The 19,612-nt window shown below is 43.2% G+C and carries 19 protein-coding genes; 13 read left to right on the top strand and 6 right to left on the bottom strand.

The genetic code is table 11. From position 1 onward, the window contains the following. The first annotated feature begins 50 nt into the window (after window positions 1-50). The gene (locus D0T57_RS02965; protein WP_163270735.1) at window positions 51-791 is read left to right on the top strand and encodes an RDD family protein; all 741 of its coding nucleotides are present in this window, start codon (window positions 51-53) and stop codon (window positions 789-791) included. A gap of 200 nt (window positions 792-991) precedes the next feature. Next, window positions 992-3,769: a putative LPS assembly protein LptD gene (locus tag D0T57_RS02960; protein WP_163270733.1), complete on the top strand. Its 2,778-nt coding sequence runs from the start codon at window positions 992-994 to the stop codon at window positions 3,767-3,769. 13 nt (window positions 3,770-3,782) lie between these two features. On the opposite strand, the gene D0T57_RS02955 is transcribed toward D0T57_RS02960, so the two are convergent. Both D0T57_RS02955 and D0T57_RS02950 read right to left on the bottom strand, forming a co-directional pair. Further along, window positions 3,783-4,892 carry a WG repeat-containing protein gene (locus D0T57_RS02955; RefSeq protein ID WP_163270731.1) on the bottom strand — a complete coding sequence of 370 codons (1,110 nt, stop codon included), beginning with the start codon at window positions 4,890-4,892 and terminating at the stop codon, window positions 3,783-3,785. 378 nt (window positions 4,893-5,270) lie between these two features. Continuing rightward, window positions 5,271-6,104: a hypothetical protein gene (locus tag D0T57_RS02950; protein ID WP_163270729.1), complete on the bottom strand. Its 834-nt coding sequence runs from the start codon at window positions 6,102-6,104 to the stop codon at window positions 5,271-5,273. 73 nt (window positions 6,105-6,177) lie between these two features. Between D0T57_RS02950 and D0T57_RS02945 the strand changes: the two genes are divergently transcribed. From D0T57_RS02945 to D0T57_RS02900, 10 genes are all read left to right on the top strand, one after another. Further along, window positions 6,178-6,837 carry a DUF5715 family protein gene (locus tag D0T57_RS02945; protein WP_221412278.1) on the top strand — a complete coding sequence of 220 codons (660 nt, stop codon included), beginning with the start codon at window positions 6,178-6,180 and terminating at the stop codon, window positions 6,835-6,837. A 7-nt stretch (window positions 6,838-6,844) separates the two neighbouring features. Then, window positions 6,845-7,594 carry a tRNA pseudouridine(38-40) synthase TruA gene (gene truA, locus D0T57_RS02940; protein WP_163270727.1) on the top strand — a complete coding sequence of 250 codons (750 nt, stop codon included), beginning with the start codon at window positions 6,845-6,847 and terminating at the stop codon, window positions 7,592-7,594. 4 nt (window positions 7,595-7,598) lie between these two features. Then, window positions 7,599-8,762, top strand: coding sequence for a Na+/H+ antiporter NhaA (gene nhaA / locus D0T57_RS02935; RefSeq protein ID WP_163270725.1), 1,164 nt, complete (start codon window positions 7,599-7,601; stop codon window positions 8,760-8,762). A gap of 92 nt (window positions 8,763-8,854) precedes the next feature. Next, window positions 8,855-9,754, top strand: a complete 900-nt coding sequence (locus D0T57_RS02930) for a DMT family transporter (RefSeq protein WP_163270723.1) — start codon at window positions 8,855-8,857, stop codon at window positions 9,752-9,754. Window positions 9,755-9,766: 12 nt separating this feature from the next. Next, the gene (locus D0T57_RS02925) at window positions 9,767-10,399 is read left to right on the top strand and encodes a DUF3256 family protein (protein WP_163270721.1); all 633 of its coding nucleotides are present in this window, start codon (window positions 9,767-9,769) and stop codon (window positions 10,397-10,399) included. 9 nt (window positions 10,400-10,408) lie between these two features. After that, a complete protein-coding gene (locus D0T57_RS02920) occupies window positions 10,409-11,506 on the top strand; it encodes a YARHG domain-containing protein (protein WP_163270719.1) in 1,098 nt (365 codons plus the stop codon). A 101-nt stretch (window positions 11,507-11,607) separates the two neighbouring features. Then, a complete protein-coding gene (gene rpsO, locus D0T57_RS02915; protein ID WP_163270717.1) occupies window positions 11,608-11,877 on the top strand; it encodes a 30S ribosomal protein S15 in 270 nt (89 codons plus the stop codon). An 87-nt stretch (window positions 11,878-11,964) separates the two neighbouring features. Beyond that, entirely contained in the window at window positions 11,965-12,735 is a 771-nt protein-coding gene (gene argB, locus D0T57_RS02910; RefSeq protein WP_163270715.1) for an acetylglutamate kinase, read from the top strand. Between the two features lie 267 nt (window positions 12,736-13,002). After that, window positions 13,003-13,425, top strand: coding sequence for a tRNA (adenosine(37)-N6)-threonylcarbamoyltransferase complex ATPase subunit type 1 TsaE (tsaE, locus tag D0T57_RS02905; RefSeq protein ID WP_163270713.1), 423 nt, complete (start codon window positions 13,003-13,005; stop codon window positions 13,423-13,425). Between the two features lie 196 nt (window positions 13,426-13,621). Next, window positions 13,622-15,037 carry a tetratricopeptide repeat protein gene (locus D0T57_RS02900; protein WP_163270711.1) on the top strand — a complete coding sequence of 472 codons (1,416 nt, stop codon included), beginning with the start codon at window positions 13,622-13,624 and terminating at the stop codon, window positions 15,035-15,037. Between the two features lie 77 nt (window positions 15,038-15,114). Here the strand turns inward: D0T57_RS02900 and D0T57_RS02895 are convergent, their stop codons facing one another. The 4 genes from D0T57_RS02895 to D0T57_RS02880 all read right to left on the bottom strand — a co-directional run bounded on the left by D0T57_RS02895 (window position 15,115) and on the right by D0T57_RS02880 (window position 19,002). Beyond that, the gene (locus D0T57_RS02895; protein WP_163270709.1) at window positions 15,115-16,170 is read right to left on the bottom strand and encodes a CapA family protein; all 1,056 of its coding nucleotides are present in this window, start codon (window positions 16,168-16,170) and stop codon (window positions 15,115-15,117) included. A gap of 73 nt (window positions 16,171-16,243) precedes the next feature. Beyond that, window positions 16,244-17,380, bottom strand: a complete 1,137-nt coding sequence (locus tag D0T57_RS02890; RefSeq protein ID WP_163270707.1) for an endonuclease/exonuclease/phosphatase family protein — start codon at window positions 17,378-17,380, stop codon at window positions 16,244-16,246. After that, window positions 17,364-18,275 (bottom strand): rhomboid family intramembrane serine protease, encoded by a 912-nt coding sequence (locus D0T57_RS02885; protein ID WP_163270705.1) that lies wholly within the window; start codon window positions 18,273-18,275, stop codon window positions 17,364-17,366. Before D0T57_RS02885 ends, D0T57_RS02890 begins: the two co-directional genes overlap by 17 nt. After that, on the bottom strand, window positions 18,259-19,002 hold the full coding sequence (locus D0T57_RS02880) for a rhomboid family intramembrane serine protease (RefSeq protein ID WP_368666896.1): 744 nt from the start codon (window positions 19,000-19,002) through the stop codon (window positions 18,259-18,261). The genes D0T57_RS02885 and D0T57_RS02880 overlap by 17 nt, the downstream gene beginning before the upstream one ends. A 250-nt stretch (window positions 19,003-19,252) precedes the next feature. On the opposite strand from D0T57_RS02880, the gene D0T57_RS02875 reads away from it, so the two are divergent. Continuing rightward, window positions 19,253-19,519, top strand: coding sequence for an HU family DNA-binding protein (locus tag D0T57_RS02875; RefSeq protein ID WP_163270701.1), 267 nt, complete (start codon window positions 19,253-19,255; stop codon window positions 19,517-19,519). Window positions 19,520-19,612: the final 93 nt, after the last annotated feature.

Raw genomic sequence — 19,612 nt, 5'->3', positions numbered from 1 at the left:
AAAAAATTAAATTTGCCAGACTGTTTTCATCAAAAGTTTTTGCTATAACAATGATAATAGAAGTTCAGACTACCCAGAATGTAACCATCGACTACGAAACTGCCGGGTTGGGGCAGCGTATATTGGCATACCTTATCGATTGGGTTGTGATTCTTATCTGGGTCTTTGGGTGGATATGGTTGTTTTCGAAGATAGTGCCTTATAGCATCTGGGATGCCGGAGATTACCTACCCATAATAATCTGGGTGATGTATATCGTCCCGGTGTTGTTTTATGATTTTATATTCGAAACGCTGAATTACGGGCAAAGCCCCGGCAAGATGGTGATGAATATAAGGGTGATAAATCTGGATGGAACCACCCCCTCTACCGGCAGCTATCTGCTGAGGTGGCTGTTTCGCCTTGTCGATTTCTCATTGACAAATGCTGTGGTAGGTGTTATTATGGTGGCAGTGAATAAGAAGAACCAGCGTTTGGGTGACCTTCTGGCAGGCACTACTGTAGTCGACCTGAAGTTGAATTCGCGAAACAGGCGGCTTTCTATCACCGACCTCGATTTTCGCAACGACTATAAGGTGACGTACGCCGATGTGCTGGATAAGTTGTCGGATAAGGATATACAAACCATAATGTCGATAACGGAAGATGCACGTATGCGCGAGAATGAATATTTCAACCAGCGGCTTGCCGAAAGAGTTAAAGATATAACAGGCTACACCTTCGATGGGCCCGACAGGCTTTTCCTGAAAAAAATTGTGAGTGACTATAATTATATGGCTATACAATATTGATACATGGCTTGCCGTTTAATGAAAACCGCATAGCAGAAAGCAAATCGAAATTGAAACAGAGGCTAAATCGCAGCTTATAAAAGTGCTTTTTTACAGGCTATAAATATAAATTTTATACTTTTTTTCAATTTTCATATTATGCGGTTTTGTTTAATTGATTAGCTTTGCATCCTGATATATGCTTTGAGATCTTTTATTAGATGAGGAAAATTCGCATCTTAACATACTTGTTCCTGTGTATATTGTTCTCCATCCCTTTCATTGGTGCACAATATACACGCATTATTTCGTTAGCATATTCTCATTACAACGATTCGTTGCCCCCCGTTCCGGCAGAGATAACGCCCGATTCGCTGGTTTTGCCGCCCGACTCGTTGCTGCTGCAAACCGACTCACTGGCAATTGCCCTCGATTCAGTTCCTACCGACTCAGTTCCCAAGAAAAAAGATATGCTCGACGCAATAGTCGACTATAAGGCAAACGACTCCATAGTACTCACTGCCGGCAATATGGGCTATCTCTATGGCAATGCAGAAGTGACCTATACCAATATAAAACTTACAGGCGAACGCATATCCGTAAACATGGACAGCAGCCTCGTACATGCTACATATGGGCTCGACTCTGTAGGCAAGGAATTTGGGTATCCTATATTCTCCGACCGGGGAACAGATTATGAGTCGAAATCGATGAGGTATAATTTCAAAACCCAAAAAGGACATATTATTGATGTCCGTTCGGCTCAGGGCGAAGGATATGTAATAGGAAAAGAGGCGAAAAAAAACGAAGACAATTCGTTTTTCATGCTTGGCGGTAAATATACCACCTGCGACGACCACGAGCATCCGCACTTCTACCTTGCACTGACCAAAGCCAAAGTGAAACCCAAGAAAAATGTAGTTACAGGGCCGGCATATCTGGTGATAGAAGGACTGCCGTTGCCTATTGGTTTGCCGTTTGGTTTCTTTCCATTTTCGGATAAATATTCGTCGGGGGTTATCATGCCGTCGTATGGAGATGATATGGACCGGGGATTTAACCTGAGGGATGGAGGATATTATTTTGCAATCAACGATAACATAGACCTAGCCCTTACAGGCGAAATATTTACAAAGGGGAGTTGGGGACTGAATGCCCGTTCTACCTATCGCAAACGATACAAATATTCAGGGTCGTTCGATGGAGGGTACCTTGTAACCAAGACGGGCGAAAAAGGTGTAGACTACGCCGTAGCCAAAGACCTGCGCATCAATTGGACACATACGCAAGACCCTAAGGCAAACCAGTTTCGCACACTGTCGGCCAGTGTAAACTTCTCTACAAGTTCTTACGAGCGCAACAATCTGGGGATGTCATATACCCCTCAGGGGACACAAAATATAAAGAGTTCGAGTGTAAACTTCACCCAGCGGATACCAAATTCGCCGTGGAGCCTTTCGGGGTCGGTAAACGTGTCGCAAAGAAGCCAGGACTCTTCCATCTCGCTTACCTTGCCCAACCTTACCTTTACGATGAGCCGTATCGCTCCCTTCAAGCGTAAAGATGCTGCAGGAGACGAACGCTGGTACGAGAAAATACAGTTGAGCTATTCCGGTGAGTTCCGCAACTCGATAAATACAAAGGAAGACCTCCTGCTCAAATCGAATTTCCAGAAAGACTGGAACAATGGCATGCGTCACTCGGTGCCGATCAGTGCAACGTTCAGCGCTTTCAATTATCTGAATATCACCCCTTCGATAAACTATAACGAACGCTGGTACACTAGCAAGATAAGGAAGGAATGGGATCCCGAACGGAATGCTATGGTGGCAGTCGATACCGCATATTCGTTCAACCGGGTCTACGATTTCAGCACGGCGTTGAGTTTCCAGACCAAGATGTACGGCTTCTTTGTCCCTGTATTTTCTAAAAGTACGACTATACGCCATGTCTTCACCCCTAGTATAACCCTTAGCTATGCTCCCGATTTCAGTAGCCCGCGTTGGGGATTTTACGAAACCGAACATTATCTGGATCAATACGGGCAACCTCGTACCGTTAAATATTCGCCTTACGAACAGGGGATGTTTGGTACTGCGCCGGGTAGTGCACAGGGGTTGATCTCATTCGACTTCGACAACAATCTGGAGATGAAGGTGGCCTCCGAAAGCGACTCCACCGGATACAAGAAGATAAGCCTCATCGACAATCTGCGCTTTGGTTTCAGTCACAATATGATGGCAGATTCCATAAAGTGGAGCAACATCAATGCAAGTATGCGCCTGAAGTTCAGCAAATCGTTTACTATAAACCTCAATGCGGTATTCGATACCTATATGTATGAGGCTGACGAACGCAATCCTAACCGGGGAATAAGGGTAGATAAACTTCGTATTTCGCACGGAAAAGGATTCGGACGCCTGATGAGTACAGGTTACTCTATCTCACCGTCTATCAATCAAGATACCTTTAAGAAACTTTTCGGAAAAGGAGAAGATAAAGACAAGTCGGATAAAGATGGGGAGACGTCAGACGGAGATGCCTCGTCCGGCGAAGGAGAAGGTACGGGTAGGCGAAGCGCATTTGAAGATAAAAAGGACGACAACACATACGACGAAGACGGGTACGTGAAAAACCAAATAATGTGGAACCTCGGGCTCAACTTTTCTATGAATCTCGGCTATGGAGACTTCGATGCTGTGAAGAAAGAATACAAATACAGGCTGACGAAGACTTTCGGCTTTAATGGAAGCATTCAGCCTACCAAAAACTGGAGTTTCAACTTTAATAGTTCTTACGACTTCGATGCCAAGAAGATAGCATATATGAGTTGCAACCTTACGCGCAACCTGCATTGCTGGTCTATATCGGCTAGTTTCAATCCTGTGGGGCAATACAAGTCATATTATGTAACGCTGAGAGCCAGCTCGTCGATGCTACAAGACCTGAAACAAGAATGGCGTGGGCGTACTACCAGCTACGACCCTAATTGGGATTGATGATCCATATTACTTACTTCAAAAAGCGGTGCATCCCATCAGAAAATTCCTGTTTGTAATCCTGTTTGATCAGGTCATACCCTTGCTTGTTTGGCCTGAATTCTATTTGGTATAGCTGTCCTCGCTCGTCTATCATATACGATTTTTTATTTATTGTGAGGTTGTAAGGGAGAATGTCTGTATTAGCTTCAACCATGTCCTTACCTGTCTTTCGACCCTTAAGCGGAGAGATAAAATTAGCTATTGGCGGCATCAATTCTTTGCCATTGTGGTAAATTCCCATCTTTCCGTTCAGCCTTACTCTGAAATATGAGTCGGAAGAAATAGGATAATCACAATGTATGTAATCATATTGCGGTGGCACAAGCACTTTGCCCTCTGCCGTTACCAGTCCGTATCTGTTCCCATTGTAGATGTAGTAGACAGAGTCGTTGTTGAACAGGGTATTTATCTTGTCGTATTGCGGTGCTATTACTTCTTCGCCACGGCTGTTTATCAGCCCCCATTTGCTGTTCTGCTTAACCCTTGCATAATCGTTGATGAAAGTGCGTACAAATTCATATTTTGCTTCTACAACCATATTCTTGTTCCTGTCGGCAAATCCCCACTTGTCGTTTATCCGGGTCGGAATAAGGGGCAAGTCTGATATAGGCGCAACGCTTCTGGAAGCTTGATAGTCGTAGCTGGCAAAAAAGCCCAATATCCCCCCAAAACCATAATATTGCTTGTCGATAAATAATGAGTTAAGAGAATCTTTGCCCAATCTTACAATGTCTTTTCTCATTATATGTACAACTAAGAACGGGGCGTAAACTTTGGATAAAGTTCCCTGGAAGTAATTTTTGTCTTTATTGTATTTTCCTTTATAAGTTTTTAGTAACTGAAACCCCTTGTCGGTGAGCCCTGACAAATTCAGGTACTTATCGTCAACAAAGTCGAACTTGAAGATGTCAATAGTATCGTATCTGTGCAGGTTGAATGAGAGGGGAATGTGTTGCGCCGAGTCGACATAAACCCCTTGCAGATCTAATAATGACCCTATTGGCTGATAAGTGTGTTTTTTGAATGATGCACACGATGAAACGAAGATAAGGAGTATAACACCCCAGAATAGTTTTGTCATACAGTTTAAGTTTAACCAACGTGCAATTTACTATTAAATTCTAAGTAACTGTTAGGAAATATCACAAATTCGTTTCCATCTGGAAAGCCAGAACTTTCTTCGTTCATTTTTAGCTTATTTTTGGCTATTTTTTCCTTTCACTCAGCTCAGATAGCCCGCTATCATCGCTTCGCGGAAGAAAAAACTATCTCAAAAACAATCCTAAAAATTGGAACGAGATATTTCCTAACAGTTACTAAGAGTCTGTTTAAATTTTATAGCAAATAATGTGGAAAATACGCTAAAAAGAGCATAAAAAAGTTGCTAAGAACTATACTAAAGAACCTATAAGAAATATTTTCGCTAAAATTTAAACAGGCTCTAAAATACGATTCGGAATCAGATTATTATTTCTTTTTTCTTCCGCTCCTGATGCCAGTATTTTATTTTCCTCACCGACCGTAGAGAAAGCTCGTCGCCTACTATGTAGTAGCTTGTAGTCCAGTTGTTGTGTTCGTCGAAGTTGGCGTAGCGTATTTGATAGCGATTGTCGGAAAAACTGCTTTTGGGCATAATTTTCGAAGGGTCGATATCTACATCGTAACTGCTTTTGTGCCTGCCGATAATAATCACATCGGTCAATCGTCCTTCTGTATCGTATTTGTATTCTGTAATAGATAGTTCGTCGTTGAATGTCTCTTTCTTTGTCACTACCTGCTTTTTGTCGCTATAGGCATATTCGACAATCAGCCCGTCTCTTGTATATTCTGCCAGAAGTCCGTTCTCGTAGAAAAAATCGTATCCTTCGGAGAAAGGCTCTTTCATGCTTAGAAGGGAAACGAAAATATCAAATTTGTAGTATTCTTTCGTATTTTGCTCGTAATGGAAATTGTAAAGCAGAAAACTACCACCCAGCGCTGTAGGCAAGACGCTCACGCTTTTTACCGAAAGCAGGCTGTCGCCCACAATGCTATATTCGAACCTGTCGTCTTGTTTTATTTCTTTGTCCAGATATTTTGTGTGTGCTATGGCATAACCATCTTTGTTATAGGCTGTTACTGTTTTCCATTTGTTGGCAAAAATTTCTTCGGTTTCTGCAAGCCCCTTCGCGTGGAGGCAAAGAGGATATTCTTCTGTGAGGACCGATTGGGCAAAAAGGCTCGCAGAAAAAAATACCTGTAGTATAATTAATAGTTGCCAGGCAGGTATAACGGAGGTTAATTTCGCTACCATATTGAGGACAAAAATAGTAACTAAGTTGCTTATTTTGTACCTTTGCAGGCAAAAAAATAGAATAAAGGTGATTATGAAGTGGTTATATATATGCTTTGCGTGTATTTTTGTTGCATTAAATGGTTGTAACTCAGGAGATAATTCTGAGAATGGCAAGGACGGTGCTCCGAAAAAATACACACGATTTAATGGTAATTATAATAAGACTTTCAACGATTTACCCGATTTGCATAAGGCTGCAGCACAAGAAAATGGCATCGAATTGCTCGAAACCCGCGACGATACCCTGTCGCGTAAAGATAAACTGGTACGTATAGCCGGAGAGTCGGATGTATATAAACTCGATAAACTTACCCATTCCATTCCGTACCTTGTGCCTAAAGCCGTCACCCTGTTGTCCGACATCGGGCTCAATTTCAGGGATTCGCTTATCAGCAAGAAGATGCCTTTGTACAAACCCATCGTAACCAGTGTTACCCGTACCGGCGACGATATGGCGCGCCTGAGAAAAAAGAATATCAATGCCAGCGAAAACTCTGTACATTGCTATGCTACGACTTTCGACATTGCATGGACCCGCTTCTCCAAGGTAGACAATACGGACGAACGCTCGTTAGACGATGGAAAGCTGAAAGCTGTATTGGGACAGGTTTTACACGATCTGCGCGAAAGGGATAGATGCTATATCAAACACGAACGGAAGCAGTCGTGCTTTCACATAACCGTAAGATAAACAAGGTATGAGACGCTATTTTATCTATCTGGCTTATAACGGCGAAAACTATTGCGGCTGGCAAATACAGCCCAATGCTGCCTCGGTGCAAGAAACGATAGAAAAAGCGTTGTCGGTACTCTTGCGCAAGCCAGTGCCTATTGTCGGTGCGGGGCGTACCGATTCGGGCGTGCATGCGCGTATGATGGCGGCGCATTTCGATTTTGAGGACAATAATATTGATTTGGCTCAGCTGGAAAAGAAATTAAATAGTATCTTGCCGAAAGATATCGTTATATATAAGGTAGTTGAAGTCAGGGCAGATGCCCATGCCCGTTTCGATGCCACATCGCGGTTGTACCGGTATTATATAACAGCCGATAAAGATCCTTTTCTCCATCACCTGAAACACAAGGTGTATGGAGAACTTGATATTGATGCAATGAATGCCTGTGCCGATATCCTTTTCGACTATGAAGATTTTACGAGTTTCAGTAAGCTGCATACCGATGTAAAGACGAACAACTGTACCATAATGTTTGCCCAATGGGAAAATCTGATGAATGACTATGTATTTACCATCAAGGCAAACCGCTTCTTGCGCAATATGGTGCGTTCCATCGTAGGTACGATGCTGGAGGTAGGGCGGGGCAAAATTGACGAGTCCGGATTCAGGAAGATAATAGAAGCTAAAGACCGTGGCAAGGCAGGGACTTCCGTTCCGGGACATGCTTTGTTTTTGGAAGAAGTAGAATATAACAACGATATATTTATTTAATATAATGAAGATAAGGAACATTTTAAGCGGAAGAACCCTGCGTGGGTTTATGGAAAGTGAAAAGTCGGGAGGACTTACTCTCATTGTTTGTACTTTTGTATCTATCTTGTTGGCAAATTCGAGCATAGGCGAAGGCTACCGCTCTTTTTGGGAAACGCATGCCGGAAGCCATACCATTGCCGAATGGATCAACGACGGGCTTATGGCAATCTTCTTCCTGCTGGTAGGCCTGGAGCTTATTCAGGAGATATACGAAGGCGAACTATCGAACGCAAAACGGGCTATGCTTCCGCTGTCGGGCGCATTGGGAGGGATGCTTATCCCGGCGGCAATATATATGTCGCTCAATTTTGGGACGGATACGCAAGCAGGCTTTGGTATCCCTATGGCTACCGATATAGCATTTGCACTGGGCATATTGTCGCTGCTTGGTAACCGCGTACCTGTTTCGCTGAAAGTTTTCCTTACCGCTCTGGCTGTTATCGACGACTTGGGCGCAATTATCGTTATTGCTATATTCTACACTACGTCTCTGGCTTGGGTTTACCTGCTGGTTGCTTTAGGTATTTTTGTGCTGTTGCTGCTTTTGAACAAGAAATTCAACGTTACAAATATGATTCCTTATATCATTGGCGGCGTCATCATGTGGTATTGTATGCTCCATTCGGGCGTGCATGCTACCATTGCAGGCGTACTGCTAGCCATAACCATCCCGTTCAAAAAAGGAGACCAGCATTGCCTGTCGAACAGGATGCAACACGCATTGCACTATCCTGTAGCCTTCCTTATATTGCCGGTATTTGCACTAGCTAATACGGCGATGCTGATAGAGGGCAACTGGGATCAGTCTATCACCGAACCTTTTGCTATGGGCATCATACTCGGACTGATAGTAGGCAAGCCGATAGGAATTACTTTGTTTAGCTTCCTGAGTGTAAAAACGGGTTTGTGCGCTTTGCCGAGAGGGGTGAAGTGGAAGGAGTTGCTCGGTGTAGGTATGCTGGGGGGTATAGGGTTTACCATGTCTATATTTATTACCCTGCTGGCATTTAAGGGCAATGTGCATTATATCAACGAGTCGAAGCTGATGATACTTCTTGCATCGCTTACTTCGGGTATTATCGGGTACACATGGCTCAACTTTGTGTTGAAGAAAAGTAAAGAATAGGCACCTTTGCCCGGCTCTCTCCTAAAGGGATGGAGCTGTAAAGAGGACATTGTTTTTCATTTTTCATTCTTCATTTTTCATTCCTTTTCGATATGTGGTTGGCATTAGCATTTGTTTCAGCATTCTTTCTGGGATGCTACGATATAAGTAAGAAAAAATCGGTACACAACAACGCGGTAATCCCTGTATTGTTTCTCAATACACTATTCTGCGCATTGTTGCTGTCGCCGTTGGTACTCATTTCCGCATTGTCGCCTTCTACCCTGGAGGGTACTGTCGGATACGTGCCTTCGGTGTCGTGGTCTGCGCATGGCTACATCTTTATCAAGTCCATCATTGTACTCACCTCGTGGATATTCGGCTATTTTGCCGTAAAGCACCTGCCGTTGACTATCACGGGGCCTATCAATGCCACACGCCCGGTGATAACTCTGGTAGGGGCTTTGTTGATTTTCGGCGAGCGGCTCAATCTGTATCAGTGGATAGGGGTGATAATCACCATTATATCCTTTTTCCTGCTATCCCTTTCGGGGAAGAAAGAAGGGATAAGCTTCCATAAAAACAAGTGGGTGTTTTTTATGATACTGGCAGCCATATCGGGGGCGGCAAGCGGGCTGTACGATAAGTTCCTGATGCAGCAGTTCAGTTCTACCGCCGTGCAGTTCTGGTTCAATACCTACCAATGCCTGTTGATGGCCGTAGTGGTGATAGCCTTATGGTATCCCAAGCGTGGCAAAAATACCCCTTTCGAGTGGAAGTGGAGCATACTATTGGTTTCGTTGTTCCTTACCATTGCCGACTTTGTATATTTCTATGCTTTGACAGACTCCGATGCCATGATTTCCATTGTATCTATGGTACGCCGCAGCAGCGTGCTTGTCTCCTTTGCCGGAGGGGTGCTGTTCTTCCACGAAAAAAACTTAAAAGGCAAGGCTCTCGATCTGGTCTTGATTGTAGTCGCAATGTTTTTCCTATATTTGGGAACTAAATAAAATAACAGAAAGATGAAAAGAATTATAGCGATAATAGTGCTTATATACTCCTTTGTTTCACTATCGGCTCAGGATATCAGCGAGGTTGTAACCACAATGCCCGGCGATATCGTGTTGGGGCTGGATGCCGGAATGAAAGATATTCTGCTCTCGCGTCCGGGCGACACCTTGCAGGTAGAAGTGGAGCGAGAAGTGCCCGGCAGTGTGAAACGTCTGGCAATGACATCCGATTTTATTCACCTCAAGACTTCGGATGCGGGTACTACGCAGATAAAACTGTTGCCGCTAATCAACGATTCGAAGATTATCTGTGTCGTGAAAACCGTATGTGGTGGCGTATGCGACAGCCGTATTGCTTTCTATACCACAAAATGGACGCCGATAGCCGAAGGAAACCTCTTTCGGCCGGTAACCAGAGACGAGTTTGTAAGAGCCGATGCAGACCGCAATAGCCAGGGCTTTAAGAATGCTTATGCAGCATTGGATATGGATCCCATAAAAATGAAGCTATCGCCCGATAAGCTGTCGTTGACTATAGAATATGATATAGAAGGCTACTTGCCCGAAGAAGATTATAAGGAAATCAAACCTTTCCTGAAAGAAGAACCTATCGTGCTGAACTGGGATAAGATATCCTTCAAATAACAAAATACGATGAAACGTTTTACACAACTAGCCCTCTTTTTGTTCTTCATCTTATCGCTATCGGCAAACGATGGCTCTTATTACATCAGTGGCAACCATCTGATTCCCATACAAGAATCGGATATATCAGTACGAAAAGAAATCCTGACTATAAAGAGAATAGGCAATAGGCAGGTAAAAGTGACTGTGTATTATGAATTTTTCAATCCGGCTAATGCCAAAACGATAACAGTAGGATTCGAGGCCCGTTCTCCATATGGGGATGCAGATACAAGACCACTAAATGGACAGCACCCCAATATGTCGGCATTTACCGTAAAGATAAATAATCAGCGGTTGCCGTACAAAGTGGCTATTGTAAGCGATTCGGTATATTATAGCAATGGCAGGTTCAAAACCTTGTCGCAAGAGGAAGTAAGGGAACAAACATATGAAGGTTATGCCGATTTTTTCTATGTCTATCATTTCAATGCCACTTTCAAGAAGGGACTGAATATTGTAGAACACACCTATACCTGCGACCTGTCGGGCAGTGTAATGGAAACCTATTCGTTCGACTATGTGCTTACTGCCGCCATGCGTTGGGCAAATAAGCAGATAGATGATTTTACACTGATAATAGACATGGGCGATTATCAGGATTTCTATGTACAGAATGCTCCATTTGGCAGGAATCCCGATTGGACGATGAAAGGGACAGGCAAAATGATAGAAAATGAAAAAGAGTCAGATCGTGCTGCTACGCGGTTTTATATACGGAAAGGAAGGATAGAATATAAAGCAATGAATTTTAGCCCCAAAGCGGAACTGTTTATGTTTTCTCCCCGCTTTTACCCGGTAAACTACGAATCGTTTGATTATAAAGAAGATACCTTCTTGCCATTCGGCGTCGAATCGGATATTTACCATGAATCGGTGGCCAACAGTATGTCGAAACGTATATTGCGCAACCTCCCGTTTGCCCGCCGTGGCTATAAATTTTCTACCCCGCAGATACAAGCATACTACGAAGCGCAGGAATGGTATATGCCCGATCCGAACTACAGGAGTAGCATGGAGAGCCTGACGGAGGATGAACAGGCGCATGTAAAGAAATATTCAGACTAGAAATCATATTTCTTTTGATACTCTTACCGTATAAACATTTGTTTATCAAAAAATAAATCCTACCTTTGCACCTCGTTTAATAAAACAAATAAATAATTACTATGTATTTAGATTCAGCGAAAAAGCAAGAACTCTTCGCAAAATACGGAAAGTCTAACACTGATACTGGCTCACCAGAAGCGCAGATAGCATTGTTTTCATACCGTATTTCGCATTTAACTGAACACTTGAAGTTAAATAAGAAGGACTATAACACAGAAAGATCGCTAAAACGTCTAGTTGGTAGACGTCGCCGTTTGCTCGATTACCTTATTGCAAACGATATCGAAAGATATCGCGCAATCATCAAGGAATTGGGTATCAGAAAGTAATTTCTTGTGTTGAAAATTTATGGGAGATTGTTTCTTTATTAGGAACAATCTCTTTTTCTTTGTTATTAATTACCAACGGGCAATAATATGGAAAAACTAACCATTGTAAAGGTCGGAGGCAAGATTGTAGAAGAAGAACAATCGCTCAGGCAATTATTAGAAGATTTCTCACAGATAGAAGGTTTCAAACTTTTGGTGCATGGCGGAGGGCGTTCGGCAACCAGGCTCGCAGAGCGTCTGGGCATCGAAAACCGCATGGTAAATGGTCGCCGCATCACCGATAAAGAAACTCTCGAAGTAGTAACTATGGTCTATGGCGGGCTTGTGAATAAAAACATAGTAGCCGGATTGCAGGCATTGAGTGTAAATGCCTTGGGGCTGACAGGTGCCGATATGAATATAATGCGTTCGGAAAAACGTCCGGTCGCCGAAATAGATTACGGATACGTGGGCGATGTAAAAGAAGTGGATATAAGCGTGTTGTCCAACCTAATCTTTCAGGGAGTGGTGCCTATCCTTGCACCGTTGACCCACGATAGAGAGGGGCATATACTAAACACAAATGCCGACACCATTGCCGGAGAAGCAGCAAAGGCATTGGCAAAAGTATTCAATGTGACATTGGTTTTCTGCTTCGAAAAGAAAGGGGTGCTGATGGACGAGAATGATGACGAAAGCGTGATAAAGAAACTGCAAAAGCCCGATTTTGCCCGCTTGGTTGACGAAGGCGTGATACAAGGAGGTATGATACCAAAGCTTGAAAATGCCTTCGAATCGCTCGAAGCAGGAGTGCACGAAGTGGTTATAACCAACGCGCGGAATATAAGCGGGAGCGATGGCACATTGATTACTTTGTAATTTTTAAAGAGAAAGTTTATCTATATAGCACCTCTCTCCCCGCTCTCTCCAAAGGGAAGCCCCCTAATCCCCCTGGGGGGACTTATGTGCGAAGCCACGACAAGGGAGAGAAAAAGTAACAATGGAAAAAGTAATAAAAAGGTGTTACATGTGTTACTTTTTGGGGAGATGCAAGATGCCGGTAGACGAGTTGGTTTCTTATAAAATGTGGACTTGTATCTCGTATCTTGTTTGCTTGTACCTAAAGTTATTATTAACTGAAAAAATATGGAAATAAAAATAGAATCGCTCGACAAAATAGATATTGCCGCCAAAGAGTTTATCCGTGCCATGGGCGACAATACCGTTTTTGCCTTCCGGGGCGAAATGGGAGCCGGAAAAACCACGTTTATAAAAGCTGTCTGTGAGAATCTCGGTGTGTCGGATGTTATCAACAGCCCTACCTTCGCGATAGTAAACGAATACCGTTCGGATAGTGGTGAGCTGATTTACCATTTCGATTTTTACCGAATCAATAAAATAGAAGAAGCCTACGATTTCGGATACGAAGACTACTTCTATAGCGGCAGCCTTTGCTTTATAGAGTGGCCCGAGAAGATAGAAGAATTGCTTCCTGCCGATACTGTAAATGTATATGTGACCGAGCAGGAAGACGGTAGCCGTAAGGTAACTGCCGGCACTGAAAAGTAACAGTAAAAATTAGCAGAAAAAGTGTTACATGTGCATAGTACATGACAAAAATTTGAATTATTGTAATCTCAGCTTTGTAGGGGCGAATTATCATTCGCCCGTCGATTTCCAATTCGTCCCTACAGGCTTTCGAGAGAATATCATTTCTTGTGTTACATGTGTTACTTTTTAAGCAACCGGTAATAATTAATACAAAATGGCAGAAAAAGACATATCGGCTTTATTGGAAAAATATAAGCAGGCTCAGGCATCGGGACGGAATGTATATTTCGATGCAGATGAGTTTATCGACCTTATCGACTATTTCGACCGGGAAGAAGACCTCGATACTGCCCGTATAATTATAAATATGGGCTTGGGCATACATCCCGGAAGCACGCCCCTGCTGATAAAGAAAGGGCGACTGTATGTATATGAAGGCGACTATGCTGCTGCTTTGGCTTTGCTGGATGCCGTTACAGAATATGACTTCGACCTCTACCTGCTTCGTATAGAATGTTATTTGCATCAAGAAGAGTACCGGGTAGCTTATGCCCTATCGGAAGAAATGCTCGAAAAGGAAGACACGGAACCATTGGATAATGTATTTGCCGAACTGGGTTTCCTGCATGTCGAAGCCGACTGCTTCAAAGAGGCTGCCTTATTTTTCGAGGAGAGCCTGAAACTGGTACCCGACAATGTAAATGTACTTACCGACCTGTCGTATGCTTATGAAATGCAGGGCGAAGTACAGCAAGCCATACAGACTACAAACCGCCTGTTAGACATCGAACCTTATTCTTACGAGACATGGGTCAACCTTGGTAAGCTGTATTCTGTGGTTGAGCAATATAGCAACGCAATAGATGCTTTCGACTTTGCGCTGACAGTAAACGATTCGGACGAGACGATATTAAAGCTCAAGGCGCATTGCCTGTCCCTGTCGGGCAGGACGGTAGAGGCTATTGCTGTATTTAGCGACCTTTTGGTAGCCAATCCCGACGATGTTTCAGCCTATTTCCTTTTGACCGAATGCTATCAGGCAATGGAGATGTATGACGAAGCCTTGTCGAGCTTGCGTATATATGAAATGCTCGAAGGTGGTTCGGAAGAATTATACGCAAAAAAGGCGCAACTGCTGATGTTTAAAGGCGACTTAGACAAGGCATTGAATGTTGCAGAAGCCGGATTGGTAGAAATACCCGGTTCGATGGATATACAGATGACCAAAGCCGAGATATTGCTGAAGCAAGGCGAGTATGTGCTAGCCCACGATATGTATAACCGTCTCCATAGGTTCTATCCGCACGATTCTTATCTCTCGGATAAACTTTCGATAATAAGTATAAAGGCCGGGAATTTCGATGATGCTATATATTATACGAAAAGCCTTCTCGAATCGGAGCCGGATAATCTGGCAGTAAAAGAGAGGCTTGCTTTGCTCTATTTCGAGGTGGATGACAAGGAGGCTTTCAGTGCACTTATAGATGGATTCTCGGATAAGGAATTGGCTTCATTGTTCGACATTATCTACGAACCGGAGCATATCGAGAATTTCGACAGGGAAAGTTTAATATCTTATCTGAATAAAGCGCGCGAAACGCGGTCTTTGTTCAAGAATCTGGAGTATTGAGAATAAAAATGCCGGCAAACTTTATAGGTTGTTTACCGGCATCTTGTATGTTATTTGTATGTTGATGGCGTTCTTTGTTATTTTTTCAGTGTAATGATACCGTTATTGCTGATGTTGATAACGCTGTTCATTTCGGGAAAATCGGCTTTGGTAAGGTCTTGCACTACCTTCAAGACTCGTTTCTGGCTGTCTATCTTCACCGGTTGGTATTTTATCTGGTTGGTAGAGATCAGTTCGCCTTTGAGGAACTTGCCCTGCTTGTCGGTAAATATCTTGAATATGGGAGCAAGCCCGTTTACACCACTGATATTTACCCTGTCGTAGGTACAGAAATTACCCATGCTGTATGCTATAAAGCGATCTTTATATACTTCTATAGCGCGTGTTACGTGCGGTCCGTGCCCAAGGAGGATATCGGCTCCGGCGTCGATCATCTTGTGAGCAAAGTCGTGGACGTTGCCCCTGTTTTCGCCGAGGAATGTTTCGGTGTTGCGTGTCACATGCTGGTATTTGCTGCCTTCGGCTCCTCCGTGAAACGATACGATAACGATATCGCACTCTTTGGCCAGGTTTCTCACTATGGTTTGAGCCGCAGGGATGTCTTTGATGCTTACAGTTCCCGTATTAGGTGCAAATGCGCAGAATCCGTATTTTACACCTTTGATGGTGAAGGTAGTAGTAGGGCAGTAGCCTGCTAACCCTGCATAGTGGATACCGTTCTTTTTCAATGTTTCGATTGTAGACTTGCGCCCGGCTTCGCCAAAATCGCCTACATGGTTGTTGGCTATGCTCAGCAGGTTGAACCCGGCATCGGTAAGGCATTTTGCAAAATGGGTAGGCATACCGAAAGTGTAGCATACATTGGAGTTGCCGCATCGTTTTGCTCCTGCATTCGAATCGGTCAGCACACCTTCCAGATTGCCGAAGACGATATCTCCGGTTCTGAGCACCGATTTCACTTCGCTCAGTTGGGGCGAACAGTCTTCTTTGGCAGGTAGGTACTGGCGGTTGGGATAGATGGTTCCCATCATGATATCGCCTACGGCTACAACTTTAACGGTATCTCCGGGTCCGGCAAATACTCCTGTTGCAGCTGCTAACGAAAGGATAAGTGTGAATAGTGTTTTACGCATGACTATGTTTAGTTAGATGATATTGATTATCAATTTTGACTATCTGTGTCAAAAGTAGTAAAAAAATAGCACTTTACTTGAATGACAGGTAAGCCCACACCGGATAATGGTCCGAATACTTGACTTTGTCTATTGTGAACTTGTACGAATCCATGTTGAACGAGTGGAGGATATAGTCTATCCGCACCAGAAAGTAGTTTTCGTGATAAGTAACACCCCAGCCCAGTCCGGTATTGGTATATGCGTCTACCAGGTCGCCTTTGAGCGTGTGGTATGTGTACGATAATGGAGTGTCGTTGAAGTCTCCGCAAACAATGGTTGCATCGCTTTCCTGCTCATCCATGAAGCGGCGGATAATGTTTACCTGGCTTTCTCTCGTAGTATATGCTACGCTCAGCTTTTCCTGAAGCGAGTTTGCCATTTCGTCGAAAGACTCTTTATCCCTTGCTTTCAGGAAGTCTTTGTAAAGCTTTTTGTCTTCCGAGGTCAGGCGGTTCGATTCCAGATGGTTGACTACCAGGCTTACCTTTTTGCCATCCATATCGAGGGTATGTATTACCGAGCCATTGTAAAGGCTTTTGATCGGTAATTTTACCGACTGGGTTATCGGGAACTTCGAATATACGGCAATACCATACATGTATTTGCCCCAGTTGGTCTTATCGAACCGTATGATGGAGTGGTATGGATAGTCTTTCATTATCTCGTTGAACTCCTTTTCGGATATGATGCCATCTCTCCGGTATTCGGGTGTTACAACAAATTCTTGCAGGCAAATGATATCGGCATCGCTGCTTTTCAGGTAGTCGAATATCGGGTTTTGCCGGGCTTTGCTTCCCATCAGCCAGTTGAAGCCCCTGACATTGTAGCTCAGTATCTTGTAATGCTTTTCGGGTATGTCCTTTTCTCCTATTTTGATGGCAAAGGATGCTGAAATAGGCTCTCCGCAAAGAAGAAGCACTACGAACTGAATCAATGCATAACGCCACCGCCATGTAATAAGCCAGAGTAGCAGATAGGCGATGTTGACACACAGGGTAATGGGGAAAATCAATCCCAGATAGGAAAAGATTATTATCTTGGAAGGGACAATAGTCCACGACAATAGGGATAACAGCAAAAGGATGATTGCTATTATATTGGTTGCGAAGATTGTGTACTTTATATATTTGCCAAACCTCAGTTCCGACAATTTATTTTTTACTGGCATCGAAAAGTCGTTTTTTTTCCTCTTTGCTCAAACTGGAATATCCCGATTTCTTGATTTTGTCGAGTATATGGTCTATTTCCTCGTTCACGCTGTTGCGTCGCTGGTTGTAATCGTAGTCGTTCTCTCTCTTATTGTACTTAGCCTTCATTTTAGGCTTAGAGGAAGGTTTGAATATATTAACAATGGAATCTATTGTTTTGTTGAACCATTTTGTAATGTCTCTTCCTTTCAGGTATAGTTTTGCATATACATACCCGAGTATAGCACCGCCTATATGTGCGATATGCCCTCCGGTATTGGCAGCTTCCATTCCCATTCCCGAACCGGGATTATTGCCGATGCCGATGAAATCTATAACGAAAAGAAAAAGGGCGATATATACGATCTTTATCCTTCCCACGAGCAGCAAGCCTATTTCATAGTTCGGCCTGTAGAATGCAATGCCGAATATGATAGCCATAACGGATGCTGATGCACCGATCATAGGGACGCTGTTCATCTTGATAAGAGCCGGGATGGTATTGAATGCCACGATGTAAATAGCTGCTCCTGCCAAGCCGCCCAGTATGTATAGTGCCAGCAGGTTCTTGGAATTGAAACTGGTAAGGAATATCTTGCCAAACCAGTAAAGGATAAGCATATTGAACAGTATATGCAGGAAGTTCTGGTGTACAAACATATATGTCAGAACTGTCCAGATACGCGAAAGCAGGACATCGAGCCTTGCCGGCACAGCCAGATAACCGACCAGCGTGTTTACCGGGTCGACTTCGAACAGCCATCCGATGTTCAGCAGCGATAACAGCAGGAATACGCCCGCATTGATAAGTATCAGCCTTATCAGGATGTCTTTCCTGTTCAGTATAGGTTTGATGTGGTCAGAATATATGCTCATTGGTTGTAAATCCTTTTTTGCGCCAGTATAAAATGAGAATCAATCCGGCAAATAACCCACCGAGATGTGCAAAGTGGGCAACATTGTCGCCAGCCCTGTCGGCAACGCCTAATACTAATTCCAATACGCCGTAGCCTATTACAAACCATTTGGCTTTGATAGGTATGGGTGGGAAGATAAGCATTAGTTCTGCATTTGGGAAGATAATCCCGAAAGCTACCAGTATGCCAAATATAGCGCCCGATGCGCCCACCATTGGTATATTGATCAACAGGTTGAGTGCCCCCATCGTTTCGTCAATATAGTTCCTCTGGCTTCTTATTAAATCTAGTCCTTCGGTTTTTAATTGATATAGCATTTCGGGCAATTGTTCGGCAGGTATATTGGCTTCCAGATGTGAAACTCTTAAATACATCACCAATAATTGCAAAAGCGATGCTCCCACACCTGCTATCATGTAATACAACAGGAACTTCTTCGGCCCCCATATGCTCTCTAGTATGCGCCCGAACATAAATACGGCAAACATATTGAAGAATATATGCTCGATACTGCCATGCATAAACATGCAGGTGATTATTTGGTGAGGCCTGAAATAATCGGAAGTGAAATAATGCAGCGCCAGGTAATCATCCATCGGATTGTTTAGCGGGCCTTTGCTAAACAACGAACTGGCAATGAACATCAGCACATTGATGATTAAGATATTTTTCGTAACCACGGGGATATTTCCCATGAAACCCGTATTGTTTTGGATCATCTGTTTTCCTATTTATTCTTTAAAGCTTCAAAATTAATGCTTTTCTTCCTTACTGAGACAACATTGGGCGACTTTTACATATTTTCTGATTTGCACGTAGTTTTTCTCTAATTTTTACATTATTATTAAATAAAACCGTTATATTTGAGGTTCAGAAGGTTTTATTAGAGATAGGATGCAATGTTATATAACGTTTAATTAATCATTAAAAAGTATTATGAATAAGACAGAACTTATTAATGCAATTGCTGAAAAATCAGGCTTGAGCAAGGTGGATTCAAAAAAGGCTTTGGAAGCGTTTATCGAATCGGTAGCAGAAGAAGTAAAAGGCGGAGGTAAAGTCGCATTGGTTGGCTTTGGAACATTCTCTGTTACAGAAAAGGCAGCAAGAAAAGGTATCAATCCTAGAACCAAAGCAGTTATTGATATCCCTGCTAAGAAAGTTGTTAAATTTAAAGCGGGAGCTGAACTGTCGGCACTGTAGGCTTGCAATTGTAAAAGATGAAATTAAGGGTGGCAAATTCGGTTTGACTGCCCTTTTTACTTGGATAAACGCCTGTAGCGGGCAAAGTTGAAA

Source organism: Dysgonomonas sp. 511 (genome assembly GCF_010501105.1).
Classification (GTDB): Bacteria; Bacteroidota; Bacteroidia; order Bacteroidales; family Dysgonomonadaceae; genus Dysgonomonas.
The sequence above is the reverse complement of the archived record's forward strand: the minus strand, read 5'-3'. Positions and strand labels throughout refer to the sequence as shown.